This is a genomic window from Oryzisolibacter propanilivorax (assembly GCF_900103645.1).
GTDB classification, from domain to species: domain Bacteria; phylum Pseudomonadota; class Gammaproteobacteria; order Burkholderiales; family Burkholderiaceae_C; genus Melaminivora; species Melaminivora propanilivorax.
Map to the genome: position 1 here is coordinate 399,389 of NZ_FNHP01000002.1, position 22,939 is coordinate 422,327.

Sequence of the window (22,939 nt, forward strand, 5' to 3'; positions counted from 1 at the left end):
CGGTGCGCGCGCCGCACAATCGGACCACCATGACCCACATCCCGCCCACCCCCTGCACCACCCTGGACACCACGCGCATCGACGACCTGCGCATCCGCGCCGTGCGCCCGCTCATCACCCCCGCGCTGCTGCAGGAATGGCTGCCCGCGCCGGACGCCGCGCAGCAGCTCGTCGAGGACAGCCGCGCGGCGCTGGCGCGCGTGCTGGCGGGCCAGGACGACCGGCTGATCGTCGTCGTCGGTCCCTGCTCGATCCACGACCACAACGAGGCGCTGCAGTACGCGCGCCAGCTGAAAAGCGAGGTCGATGCGCTCGCTGCCGACCTGCTGGTGGTGATGCGCGTGTACTTCGAGAAGCCCCGCACCACGGTCGGCTGGAAGGGCTACATCAACGACCCGCACCTGGACGGCAGCTTCGCCATCAACGAAGGACTGGAGCGCGCCCGCGCGCTGCTGCTGGAGGTGCTGGCGCTGGGCCTGCCGGTGGGCACCGAATTTTTGGACCTGCTCAGCCCGCAGTTCATCAGCGACCTGGTCAGCTGGGGCGCCATCGGCGCGCGCACCACCGAGAGCCAGAGCCACCGCCAGCTGGCCAGCGGCCTGTCGTGCCCGGTGGGCTTCAAGAACGGCACCGACGGCGGCGTGCGCGTGGCCACCGATGCGATGCTGGCGGCCGCGGCGCCGCATGCCTTCATGGGCATGACCAAGATGGGCCAGGCGGCCATCTTCGAGACCCGCGGCAACCGCGACTGCCACGTCATCCTGCGCGGCGGCAAGCAGCCCAACTACGCGGCCGAGCACGTGCACGCGGCCTGCGAACTGCTGGCCAAGAGCGGTCTGCGCGAGCAGGTCATGGTCGATCTGTCGCACGCCAACAGTAGCAAGCAGCACGCGCGCCAGATCGACGTGGGGCACGACGTGGCGGCGCAGATCGCCGGCGGCGACGCGCGCATCACCGGCGTGATGATCGAGAGCCACCTGCAGGAAGGCCGCCAGGACATCGTCGCCGGCCAGCCGCTGGCGCCCGGCGTATCGGTGACCGACGCCTGCATCAGCTTCGCGCAGACGCAGCCGCTGCTGCAGGCACTGGCACAGGCGGTGCGCGCGCGACGCGGCGCGCGCGGCTGAGCCCTCAGTCCACCTTGGCGCCCGAGTCCTTGACCACCTGGGCCCACTTGACGATGTCCTGCTTCAGGAAGTCGCCGAACTCGCGCGGGCTGTTGCCGATGATGTCCAGGCCGAGCGAGCGGAATTTTTCCTGTACCGCCGGCTCCTGCAGCACGTGCATCAGCTCGGCATGGAACTTGTCGATGGCCGCCTTGGGCGTGCCGGCTGGCGCTACGAAGCCGAGCCAGGGCATGGCCTCGTAGCCGGGCAGGCCCGACTCGGCCACCGTCGGCACGTCGGGCAACAGCTTGGAGCGCCGGGCCGTGGTCACCGCCAGCAGGCGCGTCTTGCCGTCCTTGACGAACGGCCCCGACGAGGCCCAGGCGTCGAACATGACCTGCAGGTTGCCAGCCACCATGTCCATCAGCGCCGGCGCGCTGCCCTTGTACGGGATGTGCGTCATCTTCACGCCGGCCATGGTGTTGAACAGCTCGGCCTCCAGGTGGGTGGAAGTGCCGGCGCCCACCGAGCCGTAGTTGGCCTTGCCCGGATTCGCCTTGAGCCAGGCGATCAGTTCGGCGACGTTCTTGGCGGGCACGCTGGGGTGCACCTCCAGCACGTGCACCACCGAGGCCACCAGCGAGATCGGCGCAAAGTCCTTGACCGGGTCGTAGTTGACCTTGCGGTACAGCGCCGGGGCAATGCCCAGCGACGAGGCGGCCATCAGCACGGTGTGTCCGTCGGGTGCAGCGCGCGCCACGTACTCGGAGGCGATCATGGTGCCGGCGCCGGGCTTGTTGTCCACGATCACCGGCTGGCCCAGGCGCTTGCCCAAGCGTTCGGCCAGGGTGCGCGACATGATGTCGGTGGCGCCGCCGGGCGAGAACGGCACGACGATGGTCACCGGCTTGGACGGGTAGTCCTGCGCATGGGCCACGCCGCACACGGCGGAAGCGGCCAAGGCCACGGTGGCGAGGATCTGCTTGATCATGGGGGAGTCTCCTGAGGTCGTTGCACGGCTTGCGGGGTGAGGAAAATCAGACGCTGGGGCGATGCGCCGCCTCAGGACGCAGAGGGCGGCGCGGGCAGCACCAGGGCGTCGAGCGCGCACACGCCCTGGCCTTCGGCCTTGACGAGCAGCGGATTGACCTCGGCCTCCTGCACCTGCGCGCCCAGCGCCAGCACGGCGCGCGAGAAGCCAGCGATGGCCGCGCAGGCTGCCGCCACGTCGCCCGCCGGACGCCCGCGAAATCCGGTCAGCAGCGGGTAGGCCTTGAGCTCGCGCAGCATTTCCAGCGCCATGGCCTCGTCCACGGGCAGTACGCGGTGGCTGACGTCCTGGTAGAGCTCGGTGAGCACGCCGCCCAGGCCGACGGTGAGCGTCATGCCGAACACCGCGTCGCGCGTGGCGCCGACGATGAGCTCGGCCACGCCCGACTCCATGCGCCCGACCAGCGCCCCCTCGATGCGCGCCTGCGGGGCATGGCGCCGGCAGCTGGCCAGCACCTCGCCGTAGACGGCGCGCACGGCATCGGCGTCGTGCAGCCGCAGGCGCACGCCACCGGCCTCGGTCTTGTGGGCAATGTCGGGCGACAGCACCTTCAGCACCACCGGGTAGCCCAGCGCCTCGGCGGCGGCCACGGCCTCGTCGGCGCTGGTGGCCACGCGCTCGGCGACGGCGGGCATGCCGTGCGCGGCCAGCAGCTGCTTGGTGCGGTACTCGTCCAGCTGCGCCGGCAGCGCGGCTGGGGCGGGTAGGGGCTGCGCGCGCAGCTGCAGCCAGCGGCCAGTGCGGCGGCGCTCGTGCCACAGCAGGAAGGGCGCCAGCGCCGCGACGGCCACGCCGATGTCCTCGAACACCGGCACGCCGCCGGCGCGCAGCTGCGCGCGGGTCGTGGCGGCGCCGGTGTCGATGGCCACGAACAGCTTGCCGTGCGCGGCCGAGACGGCCACCAGGTCGTCGGCCATGCGATCCAGCATGTAGCCCGGCGCGTAGAGGACCACCGTGTCCACCGCGTCCGACTGCGCCAGCGCCTGCATGGCGGTGCGCACGAAGCCGGGGTCGTTGACCACGTTGCCGGTTACGTCCACCGGGTTGGTCACCATTCCGTAGTCAGGGATGCCGGCGCGCAGCACGTCCTGCAGCGGCTGCGGCAGCGTAGGCACCTCCAGCCCGGCGCCGATGAACTTGTCGGCCAGGATGGCACCCAGCGCGCCGGAGATGGTGATGATGGCCACGCGCTTGCCGGCACTCTTGTGGCGGTAGTCGGCCAGGTGCGCCAGCTGCGCCAGCTGCACGAAATCATGCCCCTGGACGATGCCCAGCTGCGCGAACGCCGCCTGGTAGACCGCGCGGTCGCCGGCCAGCGCCGAGGTGTGCGAGCGCACCGCCTCCGAGCCCTTGTCGGTCTCGCCGGCCTTGTAGAGGATGAGCAGCTTGCCGCGCCGCGCGAACTCGGCTGCGGCGGCCATGAAGCGCGGGCCATCGCGCAGTTCCTCGATGTAGCCCAGCGCCACGTCGGTGGCGTCGTCCTGGGCCAGGTACTCCAAGTACTGCGCGAAGTCCACGCAGGCCTCGTTGCCGGTGTTGATGAAGTGGCTGAAGTCCACCCCCAGCCGGCGCGCGATGGCGTACACCGCGGCGCAGACGTTGCCGCTTTGCGTCAGCAGGCTGACGCGGCCCGCTCCCTGCTGCATGGGCACAGTGTTGAATACCGAGGCGAAGTTGGTGTGCGCCTGGGTGTTGAGGTTGGCGAATCCCATGGCGTTGGGCCCGGCCACGACCAGATCGGTGGTGGCCACGTAGGCCTCGAGCTCGGCCTGCAGCTGCGCGCCGCGCGCCCCTTCCTCGGCGAAACCGGCGGCGTAGACGAGCACGGCGCGCACGCCGCGCGCGGCGCAGCGCTGCAGCATCGGCAGCACCTGCGCGGCGGCCACGGCCAGCACCACCAGGTCGGGCGCCTCGGGCAAGGACTCCAGGTCCGGCCAGCAGCGCAGGCCGAAGACCTCGCCGTATTTGGGATTGATGGGATAGACGCGCCCGGCGTAGCCGAAGCGCGTCAGGTGCGCGATCGGCATGCCGCCGATGCGCGCGGCGTCGCCGCTGGCGCCGACGATGGCGATGGACGCCGGGTTGAGCAATGGCTGCAGGCGGTGGGCGGGGTGCTGGCCGGGAGCAAGCATCAGGAGGCCTTGGCCGGGCTGCCGGGGGTTTTCTGGATGGCGCTGGCCAAGCCGCGGTCGCGCGCGGTGAGGAAGCCCTCGCTCAGGTGCGACAGCTGGTGCGTGTCGAAGTGCGCGGCCAGTGCGCTGCGCAGGCCCTGGGCGTCCAGGCTGCGGTTGATGGAGCGCTTGGTCAGGCGCAGCCCGAAGGGCGGTGCCTGGGCGATCTGCTGCGCCAGCGCCAGGGTCGCCGCGTCCAGCTCGGCATCGGGCACCACGCGGTTGACCATGCCGATGGCCTGCGCCTCCTGGGCCGAGACCCGGCCGCCGGTGAACAGCATCTCCTTGGCCTTGCGTGCGCCCATCACCCACGGGTGGATCAGCACCTCGGTGGCGGCGGCGCCCAGCGTGTGGCCTACCGGGTCGGAAAAGTACGCCGACTCGCTGGCCACCACCAGGTCGCACATGTTGGCCAGCATGAAGCCGCCGGCCACGCAGGCGCCCTGCACCTGGGCGATGGTGGGCTTGGGGAAGTCCCAGATGCGCATGGAATAGTCGAAGTAGCGCAGCTGCTCGTAGGCCCAGCGCTGCTCGACGGTGAAGTCGGCCCGTTCGGCCTGGGCCTGTTTCAGGTCGTGGCCGGCCGAGAAATGCGCGCCTTTGCCGGCCAGCACCACCACGCGCACGCTGTCGTCGGACTGCGCCGCATCGAAGGCCTGCATCAGTTCGTCCAGCATCTGCTGGCTCTGCGCGTTGCGCTGCGCCTCGCGCGCCAGCAGGATGCGGCGCACGGCGCCGTGGCTTTCGATCTCCAGAGTGGCGTAGGCCATGGGGTCTCCTTGCGGGATTTTTGCCAGTCTAGACTTGGACTTTTCTGCATCGCAAACTAAACAACGATTTTTTCCCACACTATGGACACTTCCGCCGGTACTTCGGGCGCGCAAAGCCTGCGCCGCGCGCTGCAGCTGCTGCGCCTTCTGGCCGAGCACCAGGAGCAGGGCATTCGCCTGACGGACACCGTGGCGGCCACCGGCCTGGAACGCTCGACCGTGCACCGGCTGCTGTCGTGCCTGGTCGAGGAGCGCTTCGCCGAGCGCGACGGCGCAGGCAAGGCCTACCGCCTGGGAGTGGACGCAATGCAGCTGGGCTTTGCCTCGATGCGCCGCGCGCCTCTCGTGGACATGCTGCGCCCACTCATGCAGCGCCTGGCGCGGCTGTCGGGCGACACCGTGTTCCTGGTCATCCGCCAGGGCGACTATTGCCTGTGCCTGCATCGAGAGGAAGGGCACTTTCCCGTGAAGGTCTTCACCACCGATGTCGGCGGCCGGCGTCTGCTGGGACTGGGCGCGGGTGGCCTGGCGCTGCTGGCCGCGCTGGAGGATGCCGAGGCCGAACGCATCTTCGAGCGCCATGCGCCCGAATATGCCCAGGCCGGCTTCACGCGCGAATCCCTGCTGCAGGCCGTGCGACGCACCCGCTCGACGGGTTGGGCCGACATCGTGGACACGCTGACCACCGGGGTGTCGGGCGTCGGCATCACCTTCGCCGCGTCGGCCAGCACGCAGGCGGCGATCAGCTTCGGAGCCATCACGCCCCGGCTGCCGCCCCAGCGCAAGGCCGAGATGGCGCAACTGCTGCAAGCGCAGCTGGCCGGCTGGGATACAGCCCGTCCAGCGCTCGCGCCAAGCGGACAGACGCCCTCTGGCGCATGACGGCAGCCCGGCCTTCGGGCAGGCCGGACAGCGGCGCCAGCGGTGTACGATGCCCTGCCCGCCGCTGCCATGCAGCCGTCTGCGGTGCCGCTTTCCTTCGCCTGACACCATGCTGCCGCACCTGTCGGTTTTCTTCGCTGCTTCACCGGATGCGCGCGCCCCATGCAAGCGCGCCGTCGCGCGCGGCCTGACCAGAACATGAGCCAGGCGCCAGAACTGCCCCCCGAGGCCAGCGCGCAACAGCACGTGCTGCAGGCTGCGGCGCAGCGCGCGGGCATCGTCGGCTGGCATCTGCTGGAGCAGCAGGCGGCGGACGATTTCCCGTGCCTGCTGTGCTGGTCCCCGGAAGCGGCCACGCTGTTCGGTTGGCCGCAGCAGGCGCAGCCGCTGGCCCAGGCACTGGCGCCATTCGCCCCCGAAAGCCGCGCGCTGCTGGAGCAGGCACTGCGGCACTGCGCACAAGAGGGCACGGATTTCGACCTGGTGCTGCATGCCCGCCGCGGCTCAGGCGATCCCGTCTGCCTGCGTGTGACCGGCCACGCGGCCAGGCCAGCGCAGGCCGATGCGCCCGGCGTGTGCGGCACGCTGCAGGATGTGCGAGACAGCGAGGCGCGTTTCCAGATGGTGGCGCGCGCCACCCTGGACGTGCTGTGGGACTGGAATCTGCTCACCGACGCACTCGAGTGGAGCGAAGGCGCACAGGCGCTGCTGGGCGGAACGCCGCAGCAGCTGCCGCTCGACGGCCACGGCTGGGCCGAGCGGATCCACGCCGACGAGCGCGTGGCCATGGTGCAGGACATCGAGGCCGCGATTGACAGCCCCGGCATGCAGGACTGGAGCGGGGAGTACCGCGTGCACCGCCTGGACGGCAGCCTGTGCTGGATTCAAGACCGCGGCTTCATCCTGCGCGATGCCACGGGCGCCGCATACCGCATGGTCGGCGGCATGCGCGACATCAGCGCGCGCAAGCAGGCCGAACGCCAGTCCCTGGAGGAAGCGCACGCGCACGCGCTGCTGCTGCAGGTGCAGCAGCTGATCACCCGGCGCGTCCAGCCTTTGGAGGACTCCCTGCGCCAGGCGGCGCAACTGGCGCTGGAGCTGGTGGGAGCGCAGACGGCGAGCATCGAGCTGGGCCCCGGTGACCAGCCGGCGCTGCTGCAGGTACGGGCCGGCGCGGCGTCGCAGTCCGCTGCGCAGGAGCCATTGCCGGCGCAGTGCATCGCCGCGCCCCTGCGCGCCGACGGCATCCAGCTGGGGGTGTTGCGGCTGTGCACCTACGACACGGAATTCGCCAGCAAGCACCAGGAGCACCTGCACATCCTGGCCGGATCACTGTCGGCGCTGATCCAGTTGCGCCATGTGGGCGAGCTGCTGCGGGCTTCCGAGCGCCAGTACCGCGCGCTGTTCGCCGAGCACGCCCAGCCGATGTGGGTCTGCGAGCAGGGCAGCCTGCGCCTGCTGGCGGTGAACCATGCCATGGTGCGCCAGTACGGCTGGAGCGAGGAAGAACTGCTCGCCATGGATGTGCGCGCGCTGTGGCCGGCGGCGCAACGCGATGCGGCCGCCGCCGCGCTGGAGCAGGCCGGGCGCACCCAGGCGCCGGTGCTGTGGCGCCACGCGCGCCGCGGCGGCGCGCCGCTGGACATCGAGGCCGTGGTCGGCCCGGCGGTCTTCGGCGAGCGCGCGGCCTGGCAGGTGCTGGCCAGCGACGTGACCGACCGCTGCCGGCTGGAGGCCGAGCTGGCACGCGTCACCCGCGCACGCCGGCTGCGCAGCGCCTGCAGCCAGGTGCTGGTGCGTGCGGCCACGGAAGGCGATTTCCTGGAGGCGGTGTGCCGCATCACGGTGGACATCGGCGGCTACGCCCTGGCCTGGGTGGGCATGGCACGGCACGACGCGCGCAAGAGCATCGCGATCGTGGCACACGCCGGCAGCCCTTCGGAGCACCTGCACGGCCTGAGCCTGAGCTGGTCGCACGCCGGCGACAGCGGCCGCGGCCCGGCCGGCAAGGCGGTGCGCACCGGGCAGACGACCATCGTCGCCGACGTCGGCGCCAGCCCGGTGCAGCACATGCGCGCCACCGAACTGCAGCGGCTGGGCCTGCACGGCGTGGTGTGCCTGCCGCTCAAGGACGGCACGCGCACCTTCGGCCTGCTGCACCTGTACGCGCGCCACGTGCTGCACCTGGGCGCCGAGGAAACGCAGCTGCTGGAGGCGCTGGCCGCCGACGTGGCCTACGGCATCCTGAGCCTGCGCGCGCGCGCCGAGCAGCAGCGCCTGCAGTCGGCGCTGCTGAGGGTGGCGTCGGCAGTGTCGGCCGGCACCGGCGCACAGTTCTTCGCGCAGCTGGCACAGCACATGGCCCAGGCGCTGGACGCACCCGTGGCCTGCGTGGGGCGGCTGCTGCCCGCCACCTCGGACCAGCCAGAACGGGTGCTGACGCTGTCCTACGTGAACCAGGGCGAGGTGCAGGACAACGGCATCTACGTGCTGGCCGGCACGCCCAGCCAGCAGCTGCTGCGCCACCGGCAGTTCGTCGTCGCCGACCGCGCCGACGAGCTGTACCCGAGCGCTCCCATCCTGACGTTGATGCGCGCGCGCGGCTACGTTGGCCAGCAGCTGACGGGCAGCGACGGGCAGGTGCTGGGCATCCTCTTCGTGGCCTTCACCGACGCGCTGGAGCAGCCGCAGTTCATCGTGCACATGCTGCAGATCTTCGCCGCGCGCGCCGTCGCCGAGCTCGAGCGCCAGGAAGCCGACGCGCAGTTGCGGCGCCAGGCCTCACTGCTGGACAAGGCGCGCGACGCCATCGTGGTGCGCGAGCTGGACAGCCACCGCGTGGTGTACTGGAACCAGGGCGCCGAGCGCATCTACGGCTGGCGCCGCGAGGAGGCGCTGGGCCATCCCGTGGCGCAGCTGCTGTACCGTGACACGGCGGCATTCGAGCGCTCCATGCAGCGCATGCTGCGCGAGGGCGGCTGGCGCGGCGAGATCCAGCAGTACGACCGGCACGGCCGCCAGCTGGAGATCGAGAGCCGCTGGACGCTGGTGCGCGGCGAGCACGGCCAGCCCGACGTGGTGCTGGCCATCAACTCCGACATCGGCCAGCGCAAGGCCAGCGAGCGCGAAATCCAGCGCCTGGCGTTCTTCGACACCCTGACCGGCCTGCCCAACCGGCTGCAGCTGCTCGAGCGCCTGGGCGACGCGCTGCTGGCGGCGCGCCAAGGCGGGCACGGCGGGGCGCTGCTGTTCATCGACCTGGACAACTTCAAGACCCTGAACGACACCCTGGGCCACGAGCAGGGCGACCTGCTGCTGCAGATCGTCGCTCGGCGCCTGAGCGGCTGCGCGCACTCCGGCGACACCGCCGCGCGCCTGGGCGGCGACGAGTTCGCGCTGCTGCTGCCCGAACTGGCGGGCAGCCAGGAGCAACGCCTGGCGCAGGCGCGCCAGCGCGGCGAGCAGGTGCTGACCGCGCTGGCCGCGCCCTACGGCCTGTCGGGCTACCAGGTGCGCAGCACGCCCAGCCTGGGCATCGCCCTGTTCGACGGCGATGCGGCCACGGTGGGCGAGTTGCTGAAGCAGGCCGAGATGGCGATGTACGAGGCCAAGCGCGCTGGACGCCACACGCTGCGCTTCTTCGACCCCGCCATGCAGCGCGCCGTGGCCGAGCGCGCCCAGCTGGAGGCCGACCTGCGCGAGGCGCTGGCGCAGGGCGAGTTCCTGCTGGCCTACCAGCCGGTGGTGGACGGCGCCGGCGCGGTGCTGGGCGTGGAGGCGCTGGCGCGCTGGGCGCACCCGCGCCGCGGCATGGTCTCGCCGGCCACCTTCATCCCGCTGGCCGAGGAGACCGGGCTGATCCTGCCGCTGGGCCGCTGGGTGCTGTCCACCGCCTGCCAGCTGCTGGCCGAGTGGCAGCGCACGCCCCGCTGCGCGCACCTGACGATGGCGGTGAACGTCAGCGCGCGCCAGTTCCGCGACGTGGGCTTCGTGCAGGAGGTGGTGCGGGTGCTCGACGAGACCGGCGCACCGGCGCACCGGCTGAAGCTGGAGCTGACCGAGAGCGTGCTGGTTGAGGACCTGCAGGCCACCATCGCCACCATGGCGGCGCTGCGCGCGCACGGCGTGGGCTTCTCGCTGGACGACTTCGGCACCGGCTACTCGTCGCTGGCCTATTTGAAGCGCATGCCGCTGGACCAGCTGAAGATCGACCAGAGCTTCGTGCGCGACCTGCTGGAGGACGCCAGCGACGCGGCCATCGTCAAGACCATCATCGCCTTGGCCGACAGCCTGGACCTGCAGGCCATCGCCGAAGGCGTGGAGACCGCCGCGCAGCGCGACTGGCTGGCCGCCGCCGGCTGCCGGCACTTCCAGGGCTACCTGTTCAGCCGGCCGCTGCCGGTGGACCAGCTCGAGCGCTTCCTGCGCGAGCGGCTGGGCGGCTGAACCGCCGGCCACCCGTCACGGGTGGAACGGCCAGAACACCGGGATGAAGGCCACGCCCACCACCCAGAAGACCAGGTTCAGCGGACCGCCAACCTTGATGAAATCGGCGAAGCGGTAGCCGCCGGCGCTGTAGACCATGGTGTTGGTCTGGTAGCCCACCGGCGTAAGGAAGCTGGTCGAGGCCGAGAACGCCACCGCGACGATGAACGGCGTCGGGTCGGCGTCCACCAGCTTCGCCGTCGAGAACGCGATCGGCGTGAGCAGCACCGCCGCGGCCGAGTTGCTCATCAGCTCGCCCAGCACCAGCGCCATCAGGTACAGCGCCGCCAGCATCACATGCGGCCCCCACGCGGCCGCCAGCCCCAGGGTGTGGTCGACGATGAATTGCGCCGCGCCGCTGCTGCTCACGGCGTTGCCCAGCGGCAGCAGCCCGGCCATCAAGAGCAGGATGCGTCCGTCTATGGCGTCGTACATGTTCTCCAGCTCGACGCAGCGCGCCAGCACCATGACCAGCGCCCCGGCCACCGCCGCGATGGCGATGCTGGTCACGCCCAAGGCCGCCGCCAGCACCACCGCCACCATGGTCGCCAGCGCGAAGGGCGCGCGCCAGCCCTTGGGCAGGGGCGCGCTGCGCTCAGACAGCACGATGGCGTTGCGGTTGCTGCGCACCCGCGCCAGCTCGCCCTCGGGCATCAGCACCAGTAGGATGTCGCCGACCGCCAGCCGCACCGTGTCCAGCGACTCGCGCACCACCTGGCCGCGCCGCTGGATGGCCAGGATCGAGCTCTGGCGCGGCAGCGTGCGCTCCACCGCCGGGATGCGGTGGCCGACCAGCACCGAGTTGGGTGCGGTCATGATCTCGGCCAGCACCAGCGGCTGGGCATCGCCCGGCTGCTCGTCGGCCTCCGCGCCCGCCAGGGCGTTCTTCTCCTGGCGCCGTGCGGCGCGGTGGTACTGCAGCGCCAGCGCCTCCTGCAGCTTCTGCAGCCGCGACCAGCGCCCGCGCACCAGCAGGATGTCACCCTCCTGCAGCTGCTGCGATTTCGGCGACCACATCTTTTCCTCGCCGCGCCACAGCTCCAGTACATACACCTGGTGCTGCTGGGCGAACTGCGCCTCCTCCACGCTCAGGCCCAGGCAGGCGGACTCGGCCGTCACGCGCAGCTCGGTCACGTAGTGGCCCGACTCCTGCAGCGCGCTCAGGTCGGTATTGCCGCGCTCGGGCAGCAGCCAGCGGCCCAGGGTCAGCAGGTATACGCAGCCGGCGGCCAGGCACAACGCCCCCAGCCCTGCGAACTCGAACATGGAAAAGCCCCGGTGGCCCAGGTCCTTGGCGACCGAGTTGACGATCAGGTTCGTGGAGGTGCCGATCAGCGTGCACACCCCGGTCATCTGCGAAACATAGGACAGCGGGATCAGCGCCTTGGTCGGCGGCAGGCCGATCTGCAGGCTGGCGCTGATGACAATGGGGATGAACACCGCCACCACCGCCGTGTTGTTGACGAATGGCGACGTCAGCGTCAGCAGCGCGAACAGCACCAGCAAAAATACCGTCGGCGAGCGGCTCTTGGTCAGCAACCGCCCCAGGCCGGACAGCGCGCCGGTGTTCTCCAGCCCCGCGGCCAGGATGAACATGGAGGCGACGGCGATGGTCGCCTCGTTGGAAAAGCCGCTCAGCGCCTCGGCCGGCGTCACCAATCCGAGCAGCGCCAGGCTGACCAACACCAGCAGCGCCACCACGTCCATGCGCAGGCGTTCGGTGAAGAACAGGTACAGCGCCACCGCCGCGATGGCCAGCACGCTCAGGATGGGGAAGGTCATGGCGCGTGCCCCCCAGTGGGCAGGCAGCGCGAAGCGCCAGACGGATCAATGGAAGAAAAGTGGTCCATATCGTGGCCTGGCAAGGGCTTGCAGCTATGAAATTTGAATAAATCCAGCGCCTGGGACGTTTTGCCTGCCTTGCAGGCTGTTATTCATTCAAATCTTTATGAAGAAATTAGTCGTAGTAGTAGGAGCCCGTCCGAAGCTGTGGACAAGCGGCTTTTCCTGAGCCGTGGCGCGCACTTGGACCAGCGGCAAGGCTGTTCGTGAGCATGCGTCCGGCGCAGTGCGCGTTTGGGGACAAGGCGCCGGCCGGCGCCGCGGCTGTGGACAAGTGCCGGGTTGCGCATTTCGGCTCCCCAAGGTTGTCCACAGCCTGACGTGGCGCGAGGTCAGAAATGCAGCGCGTAGCGCAGCTGCACGAAGTTGTTGCCCGGGTTGGGGTGCTTGATGCCGGCGTTGGAGACGTGCTGCACGCGCAGCAGCAGCTCGTGCTGGCGCTGCGCCCCCAGCCGCACGCCGGCGCCCAGGTGCGAGGCGAAGTTGAAGCGCGTGCTGAATTCGCGATCCGGCGTGACGTAGCGCTTGTCGGCGTAGGTGGCGCCGATGCCGCCCTCGACGAAGAACGCCGAGCGGCCCTGGTCCGGTGTCAGGCGCAGCACCGGCGTGACGCCCAGCAGCGTGCTGTGGCCGCTGCGGCCGGGAACGGCGTCGTACGACCAGCGGCTGACATACAGGTCCCAATGCCCGGTGACCGCGCTGCCCCACAGCTCGCGCTGAAAGCTGCGCCAGGGCAGGGTAGCGCCCAGCGTGAGCGCATCGGTGTCGCCGCGCGCACGGCCGGCCTGCAGGTAGACCGACGGGGTGTCGGCCACCGGTGTCTGCGCCAGCGCCGGCTGGGCCGCCAGCAGCAGGGTGGAAATGGCAGCGCCGCCCAGGCCGGTAAGGGCCAGCGGGCGGCGCGGAGCGAAAGCGCGTTGCAGGGGCATGGTGCGTGCAGTGGTTACGAAATATGTGTAACGACTGTAGGGGTCGGCCCCTGGCACGCCCTGTAGTCCGGCGCCGCAACGCCGCGCCGGGGGCGCGGCGCTTACGCGCCGGTATCGGGAAGTTACTGCGGCTGCGCCAGGGCCTGGCCCGGGTGGCGCGGTCCACCGGCGTGCTTCGCGTGGTGGCGCTGCGCGTGGCCTTGCATGCCGTGGCGGTGGCCGTGCGGGCCCCCGGCGAAGCGCGCCATGAGGCGCTGGCCTTCGGCATCGAAGGTCTTTTGCTGCTCCGGGCGCAGCGTGGCGTAGAAGGCCTTGACGGCGTCGGCGCGGCGGTCGAACTCGGCCGCCCGCTGGACGCGCAGCGCGCGCATGCGGTCCAGGCGCTCGGGGGTGCTCAGTTGCCGCCAGTCCTGCGGGCTGCCGCCGCCCAGGCGGGCGTGGCGCTGGCCGGGCTTCAGGGCCTCGGTCAGGGTGTTCCAAGCCGGCTCCTGGTCGGCGCTCAGGGACAGCTTCTGCTTGAACTCGGCGATGTGCCGCTCGCGCGCCTGGCGGAACTGCTCGCGCTGGTGCTGGCGCTGCTCGGGCGTCAGCGCGGCGCGGCGGGCGTGCCCGGCGTGGTGCGGCGCGGGGGCCGCCGTTTCGGCGGCCGACACGGACGCGGCGGGCGCCGGCTGGGCCAGGGCGGCAGTGCCGGAGAAAGCCAGCAGTGCCGCGCAGGCGGCGCTGGACAAAAGGGTTCGGGTGCGGGTCATGGTGGCGTTCCTTTCAAGGGGTGCACTGCGATGGAAGGCAGTGTGCGGCGCCGCTGTAACGCCGGCGTGTGGCAATGCTGCGCCTGTGTAAAGTTGCGGCACGCTGCGCGGCCCGGCGGCACCGGTTTTCAAGCCTTTTTTGACATGGGCCCTTGTGTTGCAAGGACCTGCAGCTCCATTTTTGATAGCAGAAAGCAGTACTGAAGTGTTCAAGAACCTCATCGTCTACCGCATCGCCGAGGGCTGGCAGTCCGACCTGACGGCGCTGGAGGAAGCCCTGGCCAAGACCCCCTTTGTCGAATGCGGCGCGACGCAGGAGCGCAGCGCCGGCTGGGTGCCGCCGCGCGGCGAGGCGCACGGCCCTCTGGCCGAGAGCGTGGCCGGCCAGTGGGTGCTGCGCTGGCACAGCGAGTCCAAGGTGCTGCCGGCCAGCGTGCTGGCGCGCAAGGTCAAGGAAAAGGCCGACCGCATCGAGCAGGAAACCGGTCGCAAGCCGGGCAAGAAGGAGTCGCGCGAGCTCAAGGACGAGGCCAAGCTGGACCTGCTGCCCATGGCCTTCACCAAGCAGGGCGGCACCTGGATCTGGATCGACCGCGAGGCGCGCACGCTGGTGATCGACGCCGGCTCCCAGGGCCGCGCCGACGAGATCAGCACCGCGCTGGTCGAGGCGCTGCCCGGCCTGTCGCTGGCGCTGATCGACACCCAGACCAGTCCGCAGGCGGCGATGGCGCACTGGCTCAAGGAACAGGAGCCGCCGGCCGGCTTCACCGTGGAGCGCGAGTGCGAGCTGAAAAGCGGCGCCGAGGACAAGGCGGTGGTGCGCTACGCACGCCACCCGCTCGACATCGACGAGGTGCGCGCGCACATCGAGGCCGGCAAGCTGCCCACGCGCCTGGCCATGGGCTGGGACGACCGCGTGTCCTTCGTGCTGACCGAGGGCCTGCAGCTGAAGAAAGTGGCGTTGCTGGACACGGTGCTGGAAGGCCAGGGCGACGACGGCGGCTTCGACGCCGACGTGGCGATCGCCACCGGCGAGCTGTCGCGCCTGATCGCCGACCTGGTGCTGGCGCTGGGCGGCGAGGGGCGCGGCGTACCAGGCACTGCGGCCCAGCCGGCCAGCACGCCCACCACCGCTGCGGCCGCCACCGGCGCCGCTGCGCCTGCGGCGGCCGGCGCTGCCGACGACGACGCACCGTTCTGATGGCCAGGGCGGCGGCGCGTTGCCAGCGCCGCGCCTGCTTTGCGTTTCGGGACCGGGCGGATCACGGCCCCGTTCCCATGGCGCCCATCCCGCTGCCTGCCCCGGTCTGAAGCGGCCCCGCGCCCACTCTGCCGCGCGACCCGGCATTCGCAGGCCGTTCCATCCCTTTTTTCCGGCACCGACGAGGCACACATGGCAATGAACTGGGTCTGGATCGGCCTGCTGGCCACCGGCATCGCCACCGCGGCGGTGCGCGCCGCCCTGGGCGAGGCGGAGATCTTCGGCGCGCTGCTGAAGGCCCTGTTCGACGGTGCGCGCTCGGGCTTCGAGATCTCGCTCGGCCTGGCCGGCATCATGGCGCTGTGGCTGGGGCTGATGCGCGTGGGCGAGCAGGCCGGCATGGTGCAGGCCCTGGCGCGGCTGGCGGCGCCGTTGCTGGCGCGGCTGTTTCCCGGCGTGCCCGCGGGCCACCCGGCGCAGGGCGCGATGACGCTGAATGTCTCGGCCAACCTGCTCGGCCTGGACAACGCCGCCACGCCGCTGGGCCTGGCGGCGATGCGCGAGCTGCAGACGCTGAACCGCGAACCGGCCGGCACCGCCAGCGACGCGCAGATCATGTTCGTCGTGATGAACACCGCCGGCCTGACGCTGATCCCAACCTCGGTGATCGCCATGCGCCAGAGCGTGGCGCTGCAGCAGGGCCTGGGCGCGGGCTTCAACGCCGCCGACATCTTCTTGCCCACCCTGCTGGCCACGGCCATCTCGCTGCTGGCCGGCGTGCTGGCGGTGGCTTGGTGCCAGCGCTTGCCGCTCTTGCGCCCGCGCGCCCTGCTGGTGCTGGGACTGTTGGTGGCGGCGCTGGGCGGCGCGCTGGCGCTGCTGGCGCGCCTGCCGCCGGCGCAGGCCGCGCGCATCACCGGCAGCGTCGGCGCGGCAACCATCCTGGGCGTGGTGCTGATGTTCGTGCTGGCCGGTGCCTGGCGGCGCGTGAACGTGTACGACGCCTTCATCGACGGCGCCAAGGAGGGCTTCGGCGTGGCGGTGCAGATCGTGCCCTACCTGGTGGCCATCCTGGCCGCCGTGGGCGTGTTCCGCGCCGCCGGCTGCATGGACGCGCTGCTGGCTGTGGTCGGGCGCGGCGTGGGCGCGCTGGGGCTGGACACCGATTTTTTGCCGGCGCTGCCGGTGGGCGTGATGAAGGTGCTGTCGGGCTCGGGTGCGCGCGCCTTGATGGTGGACGTGATGCAGGCGCACGGCGTGGATTCGTTCCCGGCGCGGCTGGCGGCCATCATCCAGGGCTCGACCGAGACTACCTTCTACGTGCTGGCGGTGTATTTCGGCAGCGTCGGCGTGCAGCACACGCGCCACGCGCTGGCCTGCGCGCTGATCGCCGACGCGGTGGGCGTGCTGGCCGCCATCGGCGTGGGCTACGCGCTGCTGCGCTGAACGCGCGGGCTGGCAGCCCTGCGCTGCCGAACGCTCCCCGGGCGCCCTGAACGGGGCGCTTTTTTTTGCCTTGCGTTTTTGCTCCCTCCCGCTCTTGCGCCGCAGGGCTGGGGTCAGGGCGCCTTGCTTCCTGCCGGCCTGTCTCTCGTCGCCCTGCCGGCGGGTGCGACGCCACTATTCCTATCCATTGACTTCAATATTTCAAATTAGTAGTCGTAGTAGGCACCGCCCCTGGCTGTGGATAACCATTTTTTTCTTTTTTGTTTCAAATACTTGTGCACACCGCAAGCCTGGGGGCGGGGCGGGGTGCGGCGGCGCCCGGTTTTGGGGACAAAACGCGCCGGCGCGCCGCGCCTGTGGACAACCGCCGGGTTATGCGGGAACGCTGCTCAGGGTTGTCCACAGGCCAGGTGAAATTCTGGAATATGAGTGAAATACGGCCTCAGTCCATGCACTGCATGGGCATGCAGCTATCGAAAAAGAAGCAAAAACGCGCGTGGCCGATAATGCGCGGCCGTTTTTTTCTCTCTCTCGCGACCGCGAGTCGCCTTCCGCCATGACCGAACCCACGTCCTCCCTGCTGCCCCTGCCCGACCACCTGTCCATCGACCCGCGCAGCCCGCACCACGCGGCGGCGATCTTTCAGCAGCCGGTGGAGATCGGCATCCGCTTCAACGGCAAGGAGCGCTTCGACGTGCAGGAGTACTGCGTGAGCGAGGGCTGGATCAAGGTGCCCGCCGGCAAGACGCTGGACCGGCGCGGCCAGCCATTGCTGATCAAGCTCAAGGGCAGCGTGGAGGCGTTCTACAAGCCCTGAGCCCGGCCGGGCCGGCACGGCGCGCACGGCTGCGCCGCGCCGGGCGCACAGGGCGCGGCGCCGTCCTGTCGGATGGCCCAGGGGCGCGCAGGCGCGCGCGTCAGCGTCCGCTGAAGACCGGCTTCCTGCGCTCGAAGAAGGCCTCGATGCCCTCGCGCAGGTCCTGCGTGCGCGCGCAGGTGTCGAAGGCCTCGGCCTCGGCCTGTAGTTGCGCGTCCAGGCCGCGCTCCAGGCTGCCGCGCAGCAGCCGGCGCATCTGGCCGTAGGCGCGCGTCGGACCGGCCGCTAGGCGCTCGGCCAGGGCCTGGGCAGCGCCCTCCAGCTCGGCCGCCGGCAGGACGCGGTTGACCAGGCCCAGGCGCAGGGCCTCGTCGGCATTCAGGGCGTCGCCCAGCAGGGCAATCTCCAGCGCCGGGCGCAGCCCCACCAGGCGCGGCAACGCCCAGGACGCGCCCACGTCGCAGCTGGTGCCCAGGTTGATGTAGGCCAGGTTGAACTTCGTGCCCTCGGCGGCCAGCACGAAGTCGCACATCAGCATCAGCGACATGCCGGCGCCGGCGGCCGCGCCATGCACTTGGGCGATGACCGGCGCGTCCAGCTGCTGCAGCACGCGCAGCGCCTCGTTCAGCGGCTTCAGGAGGGTGTCCGCGCGCCCTGCACCGGGTCGGCGCGCAGCAGCGCCAGGTCGCCGCCGGCGACGAACGCCCGGCCCGCGCCCTTGAGCCGCACGGCGCGTACGCCGCCGTCGGCGGCGATGCCCTGCAGCGCTGCCAGCAGCGCCTCGGACGTGGCCAGGTCCAGCGCGTTCATGGCCTCGGGGCGGTTGAACTGCAGCGTGGCGATGGCGCCATCACGGGTGACGAGCAGGGGAGGCTGGTCGGACATGGATGCTCCTGAAAAAGTAGCTGCTGGCTCAATGAATCTCACGGCCAGCGGCCAAAAGGCTGCAAAAGACCAGTGTAGCGGTGCGCCGGCGCCGCACCCTGCGTCCAAGCTACAGCGCCATCGACGGCCGCTCGGCCATGCGCGCGCGCCAGCGGCGCAGGTGCGCATGCCGCTCCTCGGGCTGGCGGCGCACGATGCGCGCGAAGTCCACGGCCACCACGGCAGTGATGTCGGCGACGCTGAACATGTTCGCGGCGACGAAGTCGCGCCCGTCCAGGCGCGCGTCCAGCAGGTCGAAGAACTGCGCCACGCGCGCCAGGCCACGCTCGGCCAGCGCGGGGATCTGCGCGTGGCCGAGCGGCCCGGGCAGCGCCCGACCGGCCATGGCCGGCGCGCTGTTGCGCAGCGCCTCGGCCACGGCCAGCAGGCCGTCGAACTCCATGCGCCAGTTCCAGCTGGCGATCTCGGCTTTCTCCGCAGGCGTGCGGCCGAGCAGCGGCGGCTCGGGGTAGGCTGCCTCCAACCAGGCGGCGATGGCGGCGTTGTCGGTCAGCAGCAGGCCGTCGTCGGTGCGCAGCGCCGGTACCGTGCCCTGCGGGTTCAGCGCCAGGTAGGCCGCGCCCAGCTGCTCGCCGGCTTTCAGGTCCACCGGCACGGTGGCGTGTTCCAGGCCCTTTTCCGCCAGGAAAATGCGCGCACGGCGCGGGCTGGGGGCGGTGGCGCAGTCGTACAGGGTCAGCATGGCAGGCTCCAGGGGCGAAGGGGATCAGGCACCGGCGGGCGGGGGCGCGTCGAAGTCGCGCGCGTCGTGGCGTTCGCGCAGGCCGCCGCCGGGCGTGTGCGGCGTGTCGGGCGCGCGGTTCACACGCCGGCCGCGCTGCACCGCCGGGCGCCGGGCGATCTGCTCGGCCCAGCGGCGCACGTGCGAATACCCGTGCACCTGCAGGAATTCGCCCGCCTGGTACAGCTCGCCCAGCGCCAGCGCGCCGTACCAGGGCCAGGCGGCGATATCGGCGATGGTGTAGTCGGCGCCGGTGAGGTACTCATGCTCGGCCAGGCGCCGGTCCAGCACGTCCAGCTGGCGCTTGGCCTCCATGGCGTAGCGGTCGATGGCGTATTCGATCTTGACCGGCGCGTAGGCGTAGAAATGCCCGAAGCCGCCGCCCACGAAGGGCGCACTGCCCATCTGCCAGAACAGCCACGACAGGCATTCGGCGCGCTGCGCGGGCGAGGTGGGCAGCAGGGCGCCGAACTTTTCCGCCAGGTAGGTCAGGATGGCGCCGGACTCGAACACGCGGATCGGCGCGGCCGGGTCGCTGCGGTCGAGCAGCGCGGGGATCTTGGAATTCGGGTTGACGCCGACGAAGCCGCTGCCGAACTGCTCGCCCTCGTGGATGCGCACCAGCCAGGCGTCGTACTCGGCGCCGGCGCGGCCCAGGGCCAGCAGTTCCTCCAGCATCACCGAGACCTTCACGCCGTTGGGCGTGCCCAGCGAGTACAGCTGCAGCGGGTGGCGGCCGACGGGCAGCTCCCGCTTGTGCGTGGCGCCGGCGACGGGGCGGTTGATGGCGGCGAAGCGGCCGCCGTTTTCCTTGTTCCATTGCCAGACGGCGGGCGGGGTGTAGGGGGCGGCATCGGGCATGGGCAGGGTTCCTGTGGTTGGGTGGGCCAGCCGGTGTTTGTACCCAAAACCGGGCAGGGCCGCAGCCGCCTCGGTGCCATGGCCGCATCAGCCGCTATGGCATGCCACACAGGCGTCGGGAACGCTTGGAGGCATGCGCTGCGGCGCGCTTCGCCTCCACACCCGGCGCCTGGCGGCCGAACGCTCCCAGCTGCTCAGGCAGCGCCGGCCGGCGCCGCAGGAGCGGGCCGTCCGGGCAGCCTGCGGCCGGCATAGCGCGCCAAGGCCAGGCCTTCGGTGCTGATCTCGGGGCTGCGGCCCAGCATCAGGTCGGCCAGCAGCCGGCCCGAGCCGCAGGCCATGGTCCAGCCCAGGGTTCCGTGACCGGTGTTCAGGAACAGGTTGGGGTACGGCGTGGCACCGATGATCGGCGTGCCGTCGGGCGTCATCGGGCGCAGCCCGGTCCAGAAGCTGGCGCGCGGCACGTCGCCGCCGGGGAACAGCTCGCCCACCACCATCTCCAGCGTCGCCCGGCGGCGCGGGTCCAGGCGCAGGTCGAAGCCGGCCAGCTCGGCCATGCCGCCGACGCGGATGCGCTCGCCCAGCCGTGTGACGGCGATCTTGTAGGTCTCGTCGAGCACCGTCGAGCGCGGCGCCCGCGCTGCGTCCCGCAGCGGCAGCGTCAGCGAATAGCCCTTGACCGGATAGACCGGCAACCGCAGCCCCAGGGGCGCCAGCGCGGCGCGCGAGTAGCTGCCGAACGCCATGACGTAACGGTCGGCACGCAGCACCCGGCCGTTGGCGCGCACGCCGGCGACCCGCCCGCCCTCGAGCAGCAGCGTCTCCACCTGCTGGTTGAAGCACAGCTCCACGCCCAGCCCGCGCGCGATGTCGGCCAGCCGGCTGGTGAACTGCTGGCAGTCGCCGGTTTCGTCGAGCGGCAGGCGCAACCCGCCGCTGAGGCTGGCCCGCGCCTGGGCCAGCGCCGGCTCGACCCGCGACAGGCCCGCGCGGTCCAGCAGCTCGTGGCGTATGCCGCACTCGCGCAGCACGTCGATGTCGCGCTGCACCGCGTCGAGCTGGGCCTGCGTGCGAAACAGCTGCAGCGTGCCGCCGCTGCGCTGCTCGTAGGCGATGCCAGTGTCGGCGCGCAGCTGCTGCAGGCAGGCGCGGCTGTACTCGGCCACGCGCAGCATGCGCTCCTTGTTGACCGCGTAGCGCGCCGGCGTGCAGTTGCGCAGCAGCTGCGCCATCCAGCCCAGCTGGAACGCGCTGCCATCGAGCCGCACGGCCAGCGGCGCATGCCGCTGCAGCAGCCACCGCAGCGCCTTGAGCGGAATGCCCGGCGCCGCCCAGGGGGTGGAATAGCCAGGCGAGATCTGGCCCGCGTTGGCGAAGCTGGTTTCCTGCGCGGGGCCGTCCTGGCGGTCGAGCACCGTGACCTGCGCGCCCAGGCGGGCCAGGTAGTAGGCGCTGCTGATGCCGATCACGCCCCCGCCCAGCACAAGAATCTTCATGGCAGCAACTCCGGTCGAAGTGGTTCGCGCTAGGTTAGTGCGGACCTCGAAGGGTTTTCCACCGAAAATCGGCGTTTTCCGGTTGAAAACCGCCTCACAAGGCTGCTCTCATGACCTCCGCCAGTGAAATCCCCTGCAGCCTCGACCGCACGGACCGCCGCATCCTGGACATCCTGCGGCGCGAGGGGCGCATCGCCATCACCGAGCTGGCCCAGCGGGTCGGCCTGACGGCCTCGCCCTGCGCGGAGCGCATGCGGCGCATGGAGCGCGCAGGGGTGATCACCGGCTACCACGCGCGCGTCGCGCCGCAGGCCCTGGGCAAGACGCTGCTGGTGTTCGTCGAGCTGACACTGGCGGCCAAGTCTGAGGACATCTTCGAGAAGGTGCGCCACGAACTGTTGCAGGTGCCGGACGTGCTCGAGTGCCATCTGGTCTCCGGCAGCTTCGACTACCTGGTCAAGGCGCGCCTGGGCGGCATGCCCGAGTACCGCCGGCTGCTGGGCGATCTGCTGAAGCGCCTGCCGGTACCGGCCGAGTCGCACAGCTACGTGGTGATGGAGGAGATCAAGGGCGGCTGAGCGGCCGGGCCCGGGCGTCAGGCCGCCAGGTCGTCCAGGATCGGGCACTCCGGCCGGCCGTTGCCCTGGCAGCACGCCACCAGCGCCTGCAGCGAGCGCTGCATGGCCTGCATGGCGGCGATGCGCTCGCCCAGGTTGTCGATGTGCTGCTGCGCGATGCGCTTGACCTGGGCGCTGGCGCGGCGCCGGTCCTGCCACAGGCCCAGCAGCCGGGTGATCTCGTCGATGGAGAACCCCAGGTCGCGCGCGCGGCGGATGAAGCGCAGGGTGTGCACCTCGGCCGCGCCGTACTGGCGGTAGCCGCTGCCGGTGCGCGCTACTGTGCCCAGCAGGCCCAGGCCCTCGTAGTGGCGCACCATGCGCGCCGAGACACCGGCGCGGCGCGCCGCCTCGCCGATGGGAACAGGCCAGGTGTCGTCTGGGGCGGCGGCAGCGGTCATGACAAGAGGCTCCTCACGATGGGCGGCGCGGCGGCCGGATCGAACTGCGCCGCCAGCCATGCGCTGGCACACATCGCGGTTTCAAGCCAAAACAGGCCTCAGCCCTTGTAACGCATGGGCCTGCAGCTATCAAAAGCAAAGCGCCTGGCGAGCGATACGGTCACCGGCTCTGGCCGGCATCAGGCCGCCACCTGGTAGCCCTCGTCGCGGATCGCCTGGGCGATGGCGTCGCGCGACTTCTCGCTGTCCACGCTGACCTGGCCGCTGTCCAGGTTGACCTGGACGATGGCCTCGGTGTCCACCTCGCGCACGGCGTGCACCACGGCGCGCTCGCAATGGCCGCAGGTCATGCCCTGGACGTTGAATTGGTGTTGCATGGCGGGGTCCTTTCGTGCAGAGGAGGGGAAAGAAAGACAGGAGCGACGCCGCAGTGCGACTGCTGGCGC

General features: G+C 71.0%; 18 protein-coding genes and 1 pseudogene. 7 read left to right on the forward strand and 12 right to left on the reverse strand.

Features of this window, described 5'->3' with window-relative positions; genetic code table 11:
* The first annotated feature begins 29 nt into the window (after positions 1-29).
* A complete protein-coding gene (locus BLQ61_RS04550) occupies positions 30-1,127 on the forward strand; it encodes a 3-deoxy-7-phosphoheptulonate synthase (protein ID WP_091567515.1) in 1,098 nt (365 codons plus the stop codon).
* Between the two features lie 4 nt (positions 1,128-1,131).
* On the opposite strand, the gene BLQ61_RS04555 is transcribed toward BLQ61_RS04550, so the two are convergent.
* From BLQ61_RS04555 to BLQ61_RS04565, 3 genes are all read right to left on the reverse strand, one after another.
* Positions 1,132-2,097, reverse strand: coding sequence for a Bug family tripartite tricarboxylate transporter substrate binding protein (locus BLQ61_RS04555; protein ID WP_091567135.1), 966 nt, complete (start codon positions 2,095-2,097; stop codon positions 1,132-1,134).
* 71 nt (positions 2,098-2,168) lie between these two features.
* The gene (locus BLQ61_RS04560; protein ID WP_091567137.1) at positions 2,169-4,289 is read right to left on the reverse strand and encodes an acetate--CoA ligase family protein; all 2,121 of its coding nucleotides are present in this window, start codon (positions 4,287-4,289) and stop codon (positions 2,169-2,171) included.
* Positions 4,289-5,098 carry an enoyl-CoA hydratase gene (locus tag BLQ61_RS04565; RefSeq protein WP_091567139.1) on the reverse strand — a complete coding sequence of 270 codons (810 nt, stop codon included), beginning with the start codon at positions 5,096-5,098 and terminating at the stop codon, positions 4,289-4,291. The genes BLQ61_RS04560 and BLQ61_RS04565 overlap by 1 nt, the downstream gene beginning before the upstream one ends.
* An 81-nt stretch (positions 5,099-5,179) precedes the next feature.
* Here BLQ61_RS04565 and BLQ61_RS04570 point away from each other — a divergent pair, with 81 nt between their 5' ends.
* On the forward strand, positions 5,180-5,980 hold the full coding sequence (locus tag BLQ61_RS04570; protein WP_091567141.1) for an IclR family transcriptional regulator: 801 nt from the start codon (positions 5,180-5,182) through the stop codon (positions 5,978-5,980).
* A 162-nt stretch (positions 5,981-6,142) separates the two neighbouring features.
* Complete coding sequence (locus BLQ61_RS17705) at positions 6,143-10,426, forward strand: EAL domain-containing protein (protein WP_281218496.1); 4,284 nt, start codon at positions 6,143-6,145, stop codon at positions 10,424-10,426.
* Positions 10,427-10,441: 15 nt separating this feature from the next.
* On the opposite strand, the gene BLQ61_RS04580 is transcribed toward BLQ61_RS17705, so the two are convergent.
* From BLQ61_RS04580 to BLQ61_RS04590, 3 genes are all read right to left on the reverse strand, one after another.
* Positions 10,442-12,247, reverse strand: coding sequence for an SLC13 family permease (locus BLQ61_RS04580; RefSeq protein WP_091567143.1), 1,806 nt, complete (start codon positions 12,245-12,247; stop codon positions 10,442-10,444).
* A 392-nt stretch (positions 12,248-12,639) separates the two neighbouring features.
* Positions 12,640-13,236 carry an acyloxyacyl hydrolase gene (locus tag BLQ61_RS04585; protein WP_091567145.1) on the reverse strand — a complete coding sequence of 199 codons (597 nt, stop codon included), beginning with the start codon at positions 13,234-13,236 and terminating at the stop codon, positions 12,640-12,642.
* A 122-nt stretch (positions 13,237-13,358) separates the two neighbouring features.
* Positions 13,359-13,988, reverse strand: coding sequence for a Spy/CpxP family protein refolding chaperone (locus BLQ61_RS04590; RefSeq protein WP_091567147.1), 630 nt, complete (start codon positions 13,986-13,988; stop codon positions 13,359-13,361).
* Positions 13,989-14,193: 205 nt separating this feature from the next.
* Here BLQ61_RS04590 and BLQ61_RS04595 point away from each other — a divergent pair, with 205 nt between their 5' ends.
* The 3 genes from BLQ61_RS04595 to BLQ61_RS04605 all read left to right on the forward strand — a co-directional run bounded on the left by BLQ61_RS04595 (position 14,194) and on the right by BLQ61_RS04605 (position 17,452).
* Entirely contained in the window at positions 14,194-15,189 is a 996-nt protein-coding gene (locus tag BLQ61_RS04595; protein ID WP_091567149.1) for a recombination-associated protein RdgC, read from the forward strand.
* Positions 15,190-15,381: 192 nt separating this feature from the next.
* Complete coding sequence (locus BLQ61_RS04600) at positions 15,382-16,635, forward strand: nucleoside recognition domain-containing protein (RefSeq protein ID WP_091567151.1); 1,254 nt, start codon at positions 15,382-15,384, stop codon at positions 16,633-16,635.
* A 556-nt stretch (positions 16,636-17,191) separates the two neighbouring features.
* A complete protein-coding gene (locus tag BLQ61_RS04605; protein ID WP_091567153.1) occupies positions 17,192-17,452 on the forward strand; it encodes a DUF3297 family protein in 261 nt (86 codons plus the stop codon).
* Positions 17,453-17,552: 100 nt separating this feature from the next.
* Here BLQ61_RS04605 and BLQ61_RS04610 read toward each other — a convergent pair.
* From BLQ61_RS04610 to BLQ61_RS04625, 4 genes and pseudogenes are all read right to left on the reverse strand, one after another.
* Positions 17,553-18,337 (reverse strand): annotated as a pseudogene (locus BLQ61_RS04610) (enoyl-CoA hydratase/isomerase family protein).
* Positions 18,338-18,446: 109 nt separating this feature from the next.
* Entirely contained in the window at positions 18,447-19,079 is a 633-nt protein-coding gene (locus BLQ61_RS04615; RefSeq protein WP_091567155.1) for a glutathione S-transferase family protein, read from the reverse strand.
* A 24-nt stretch (positions 19,080-19,103) separates the two neighbouring features.
* Positions 19,104-19,979 carry a glutathione-dependent disulfide-bond oxidoreductase gene (yghU, locus tag BLQ61_RS04620; protein ID WP_091567157.1) on the reverse strand — a complete coding sequence of 292 codons (876 nt, stop codon included), beginning with the start codon at positions 19,977-19,979 and terminating at the stop codon, positions 19,104-19,106.
* 194 nt (positions 19,980-20,173) lie between these two features.
* Entirely contained in the window at positions 20,174-21,544 is a 1,371-nt protein-coding gene (locus tag BLQ61_RS04625; RefSeq protein WP_281218497.1) for a D-amino acid dehydrogenase, read from the reverse strand.
* 41 nt (positions 21,545-21,585) lie between these two features.
* Between BLQ61_RS04625 and BLQ61_RS04630 the strand changes: the two genes are divergently transcribed.
* The gene (locus tag BLQ61_RS04630; RefSeq protein ID WP_091567161.1) at positions 21,586-22,053 is read left to right on the forward strand and encodes a winged helix-turn-helix transcriptional regulator; all 468 of its coding nucleotides are present in this window, start codon (positions 21,586-21,588) and stop codon (positions 22,051-22,053) included.
* A 17-nt stretch (positions 22,054-22,070) separates the two neighbouring features.
* Here the strand turns inward: BLQ61_RS04630 and BLQ61_RS04635 are convergent, their stop codons facing one another.
* Both BLQ61_RS04635 and BLQ61_RS04640 read right to left on the reverse strand, forming a co-directional pair.
* Positions 22,071-22,493 carry a MerR family DNA-binding protein gene (locus tag BLQ61_RS04635; RefSeq protein WP_091567163.1) on the reverse strand — a complete coding sequence of 141 codons (423 nt, stop codon included), beginning with the start codon at positions 22,491-22,493 and terminating at the stop codon, positions 22,071-22,073.
* A 179-nt stretch (positions 22,494-22,672) separates the two neighbouring features.
* Positions 22,673-22,870, reverse strand: coding sequence for a heavy-metal-associated domain-containing protein (locus BLQ61_RS04640; RefSeq protein ID WP_091567165.1), 198 nt, complete (start codon positions 22,868-22,870; stop codon positions 22,673-22,675).
* Between the last annotated feature and the right edge of the window lie 69 nt (positions 22,871-22,939).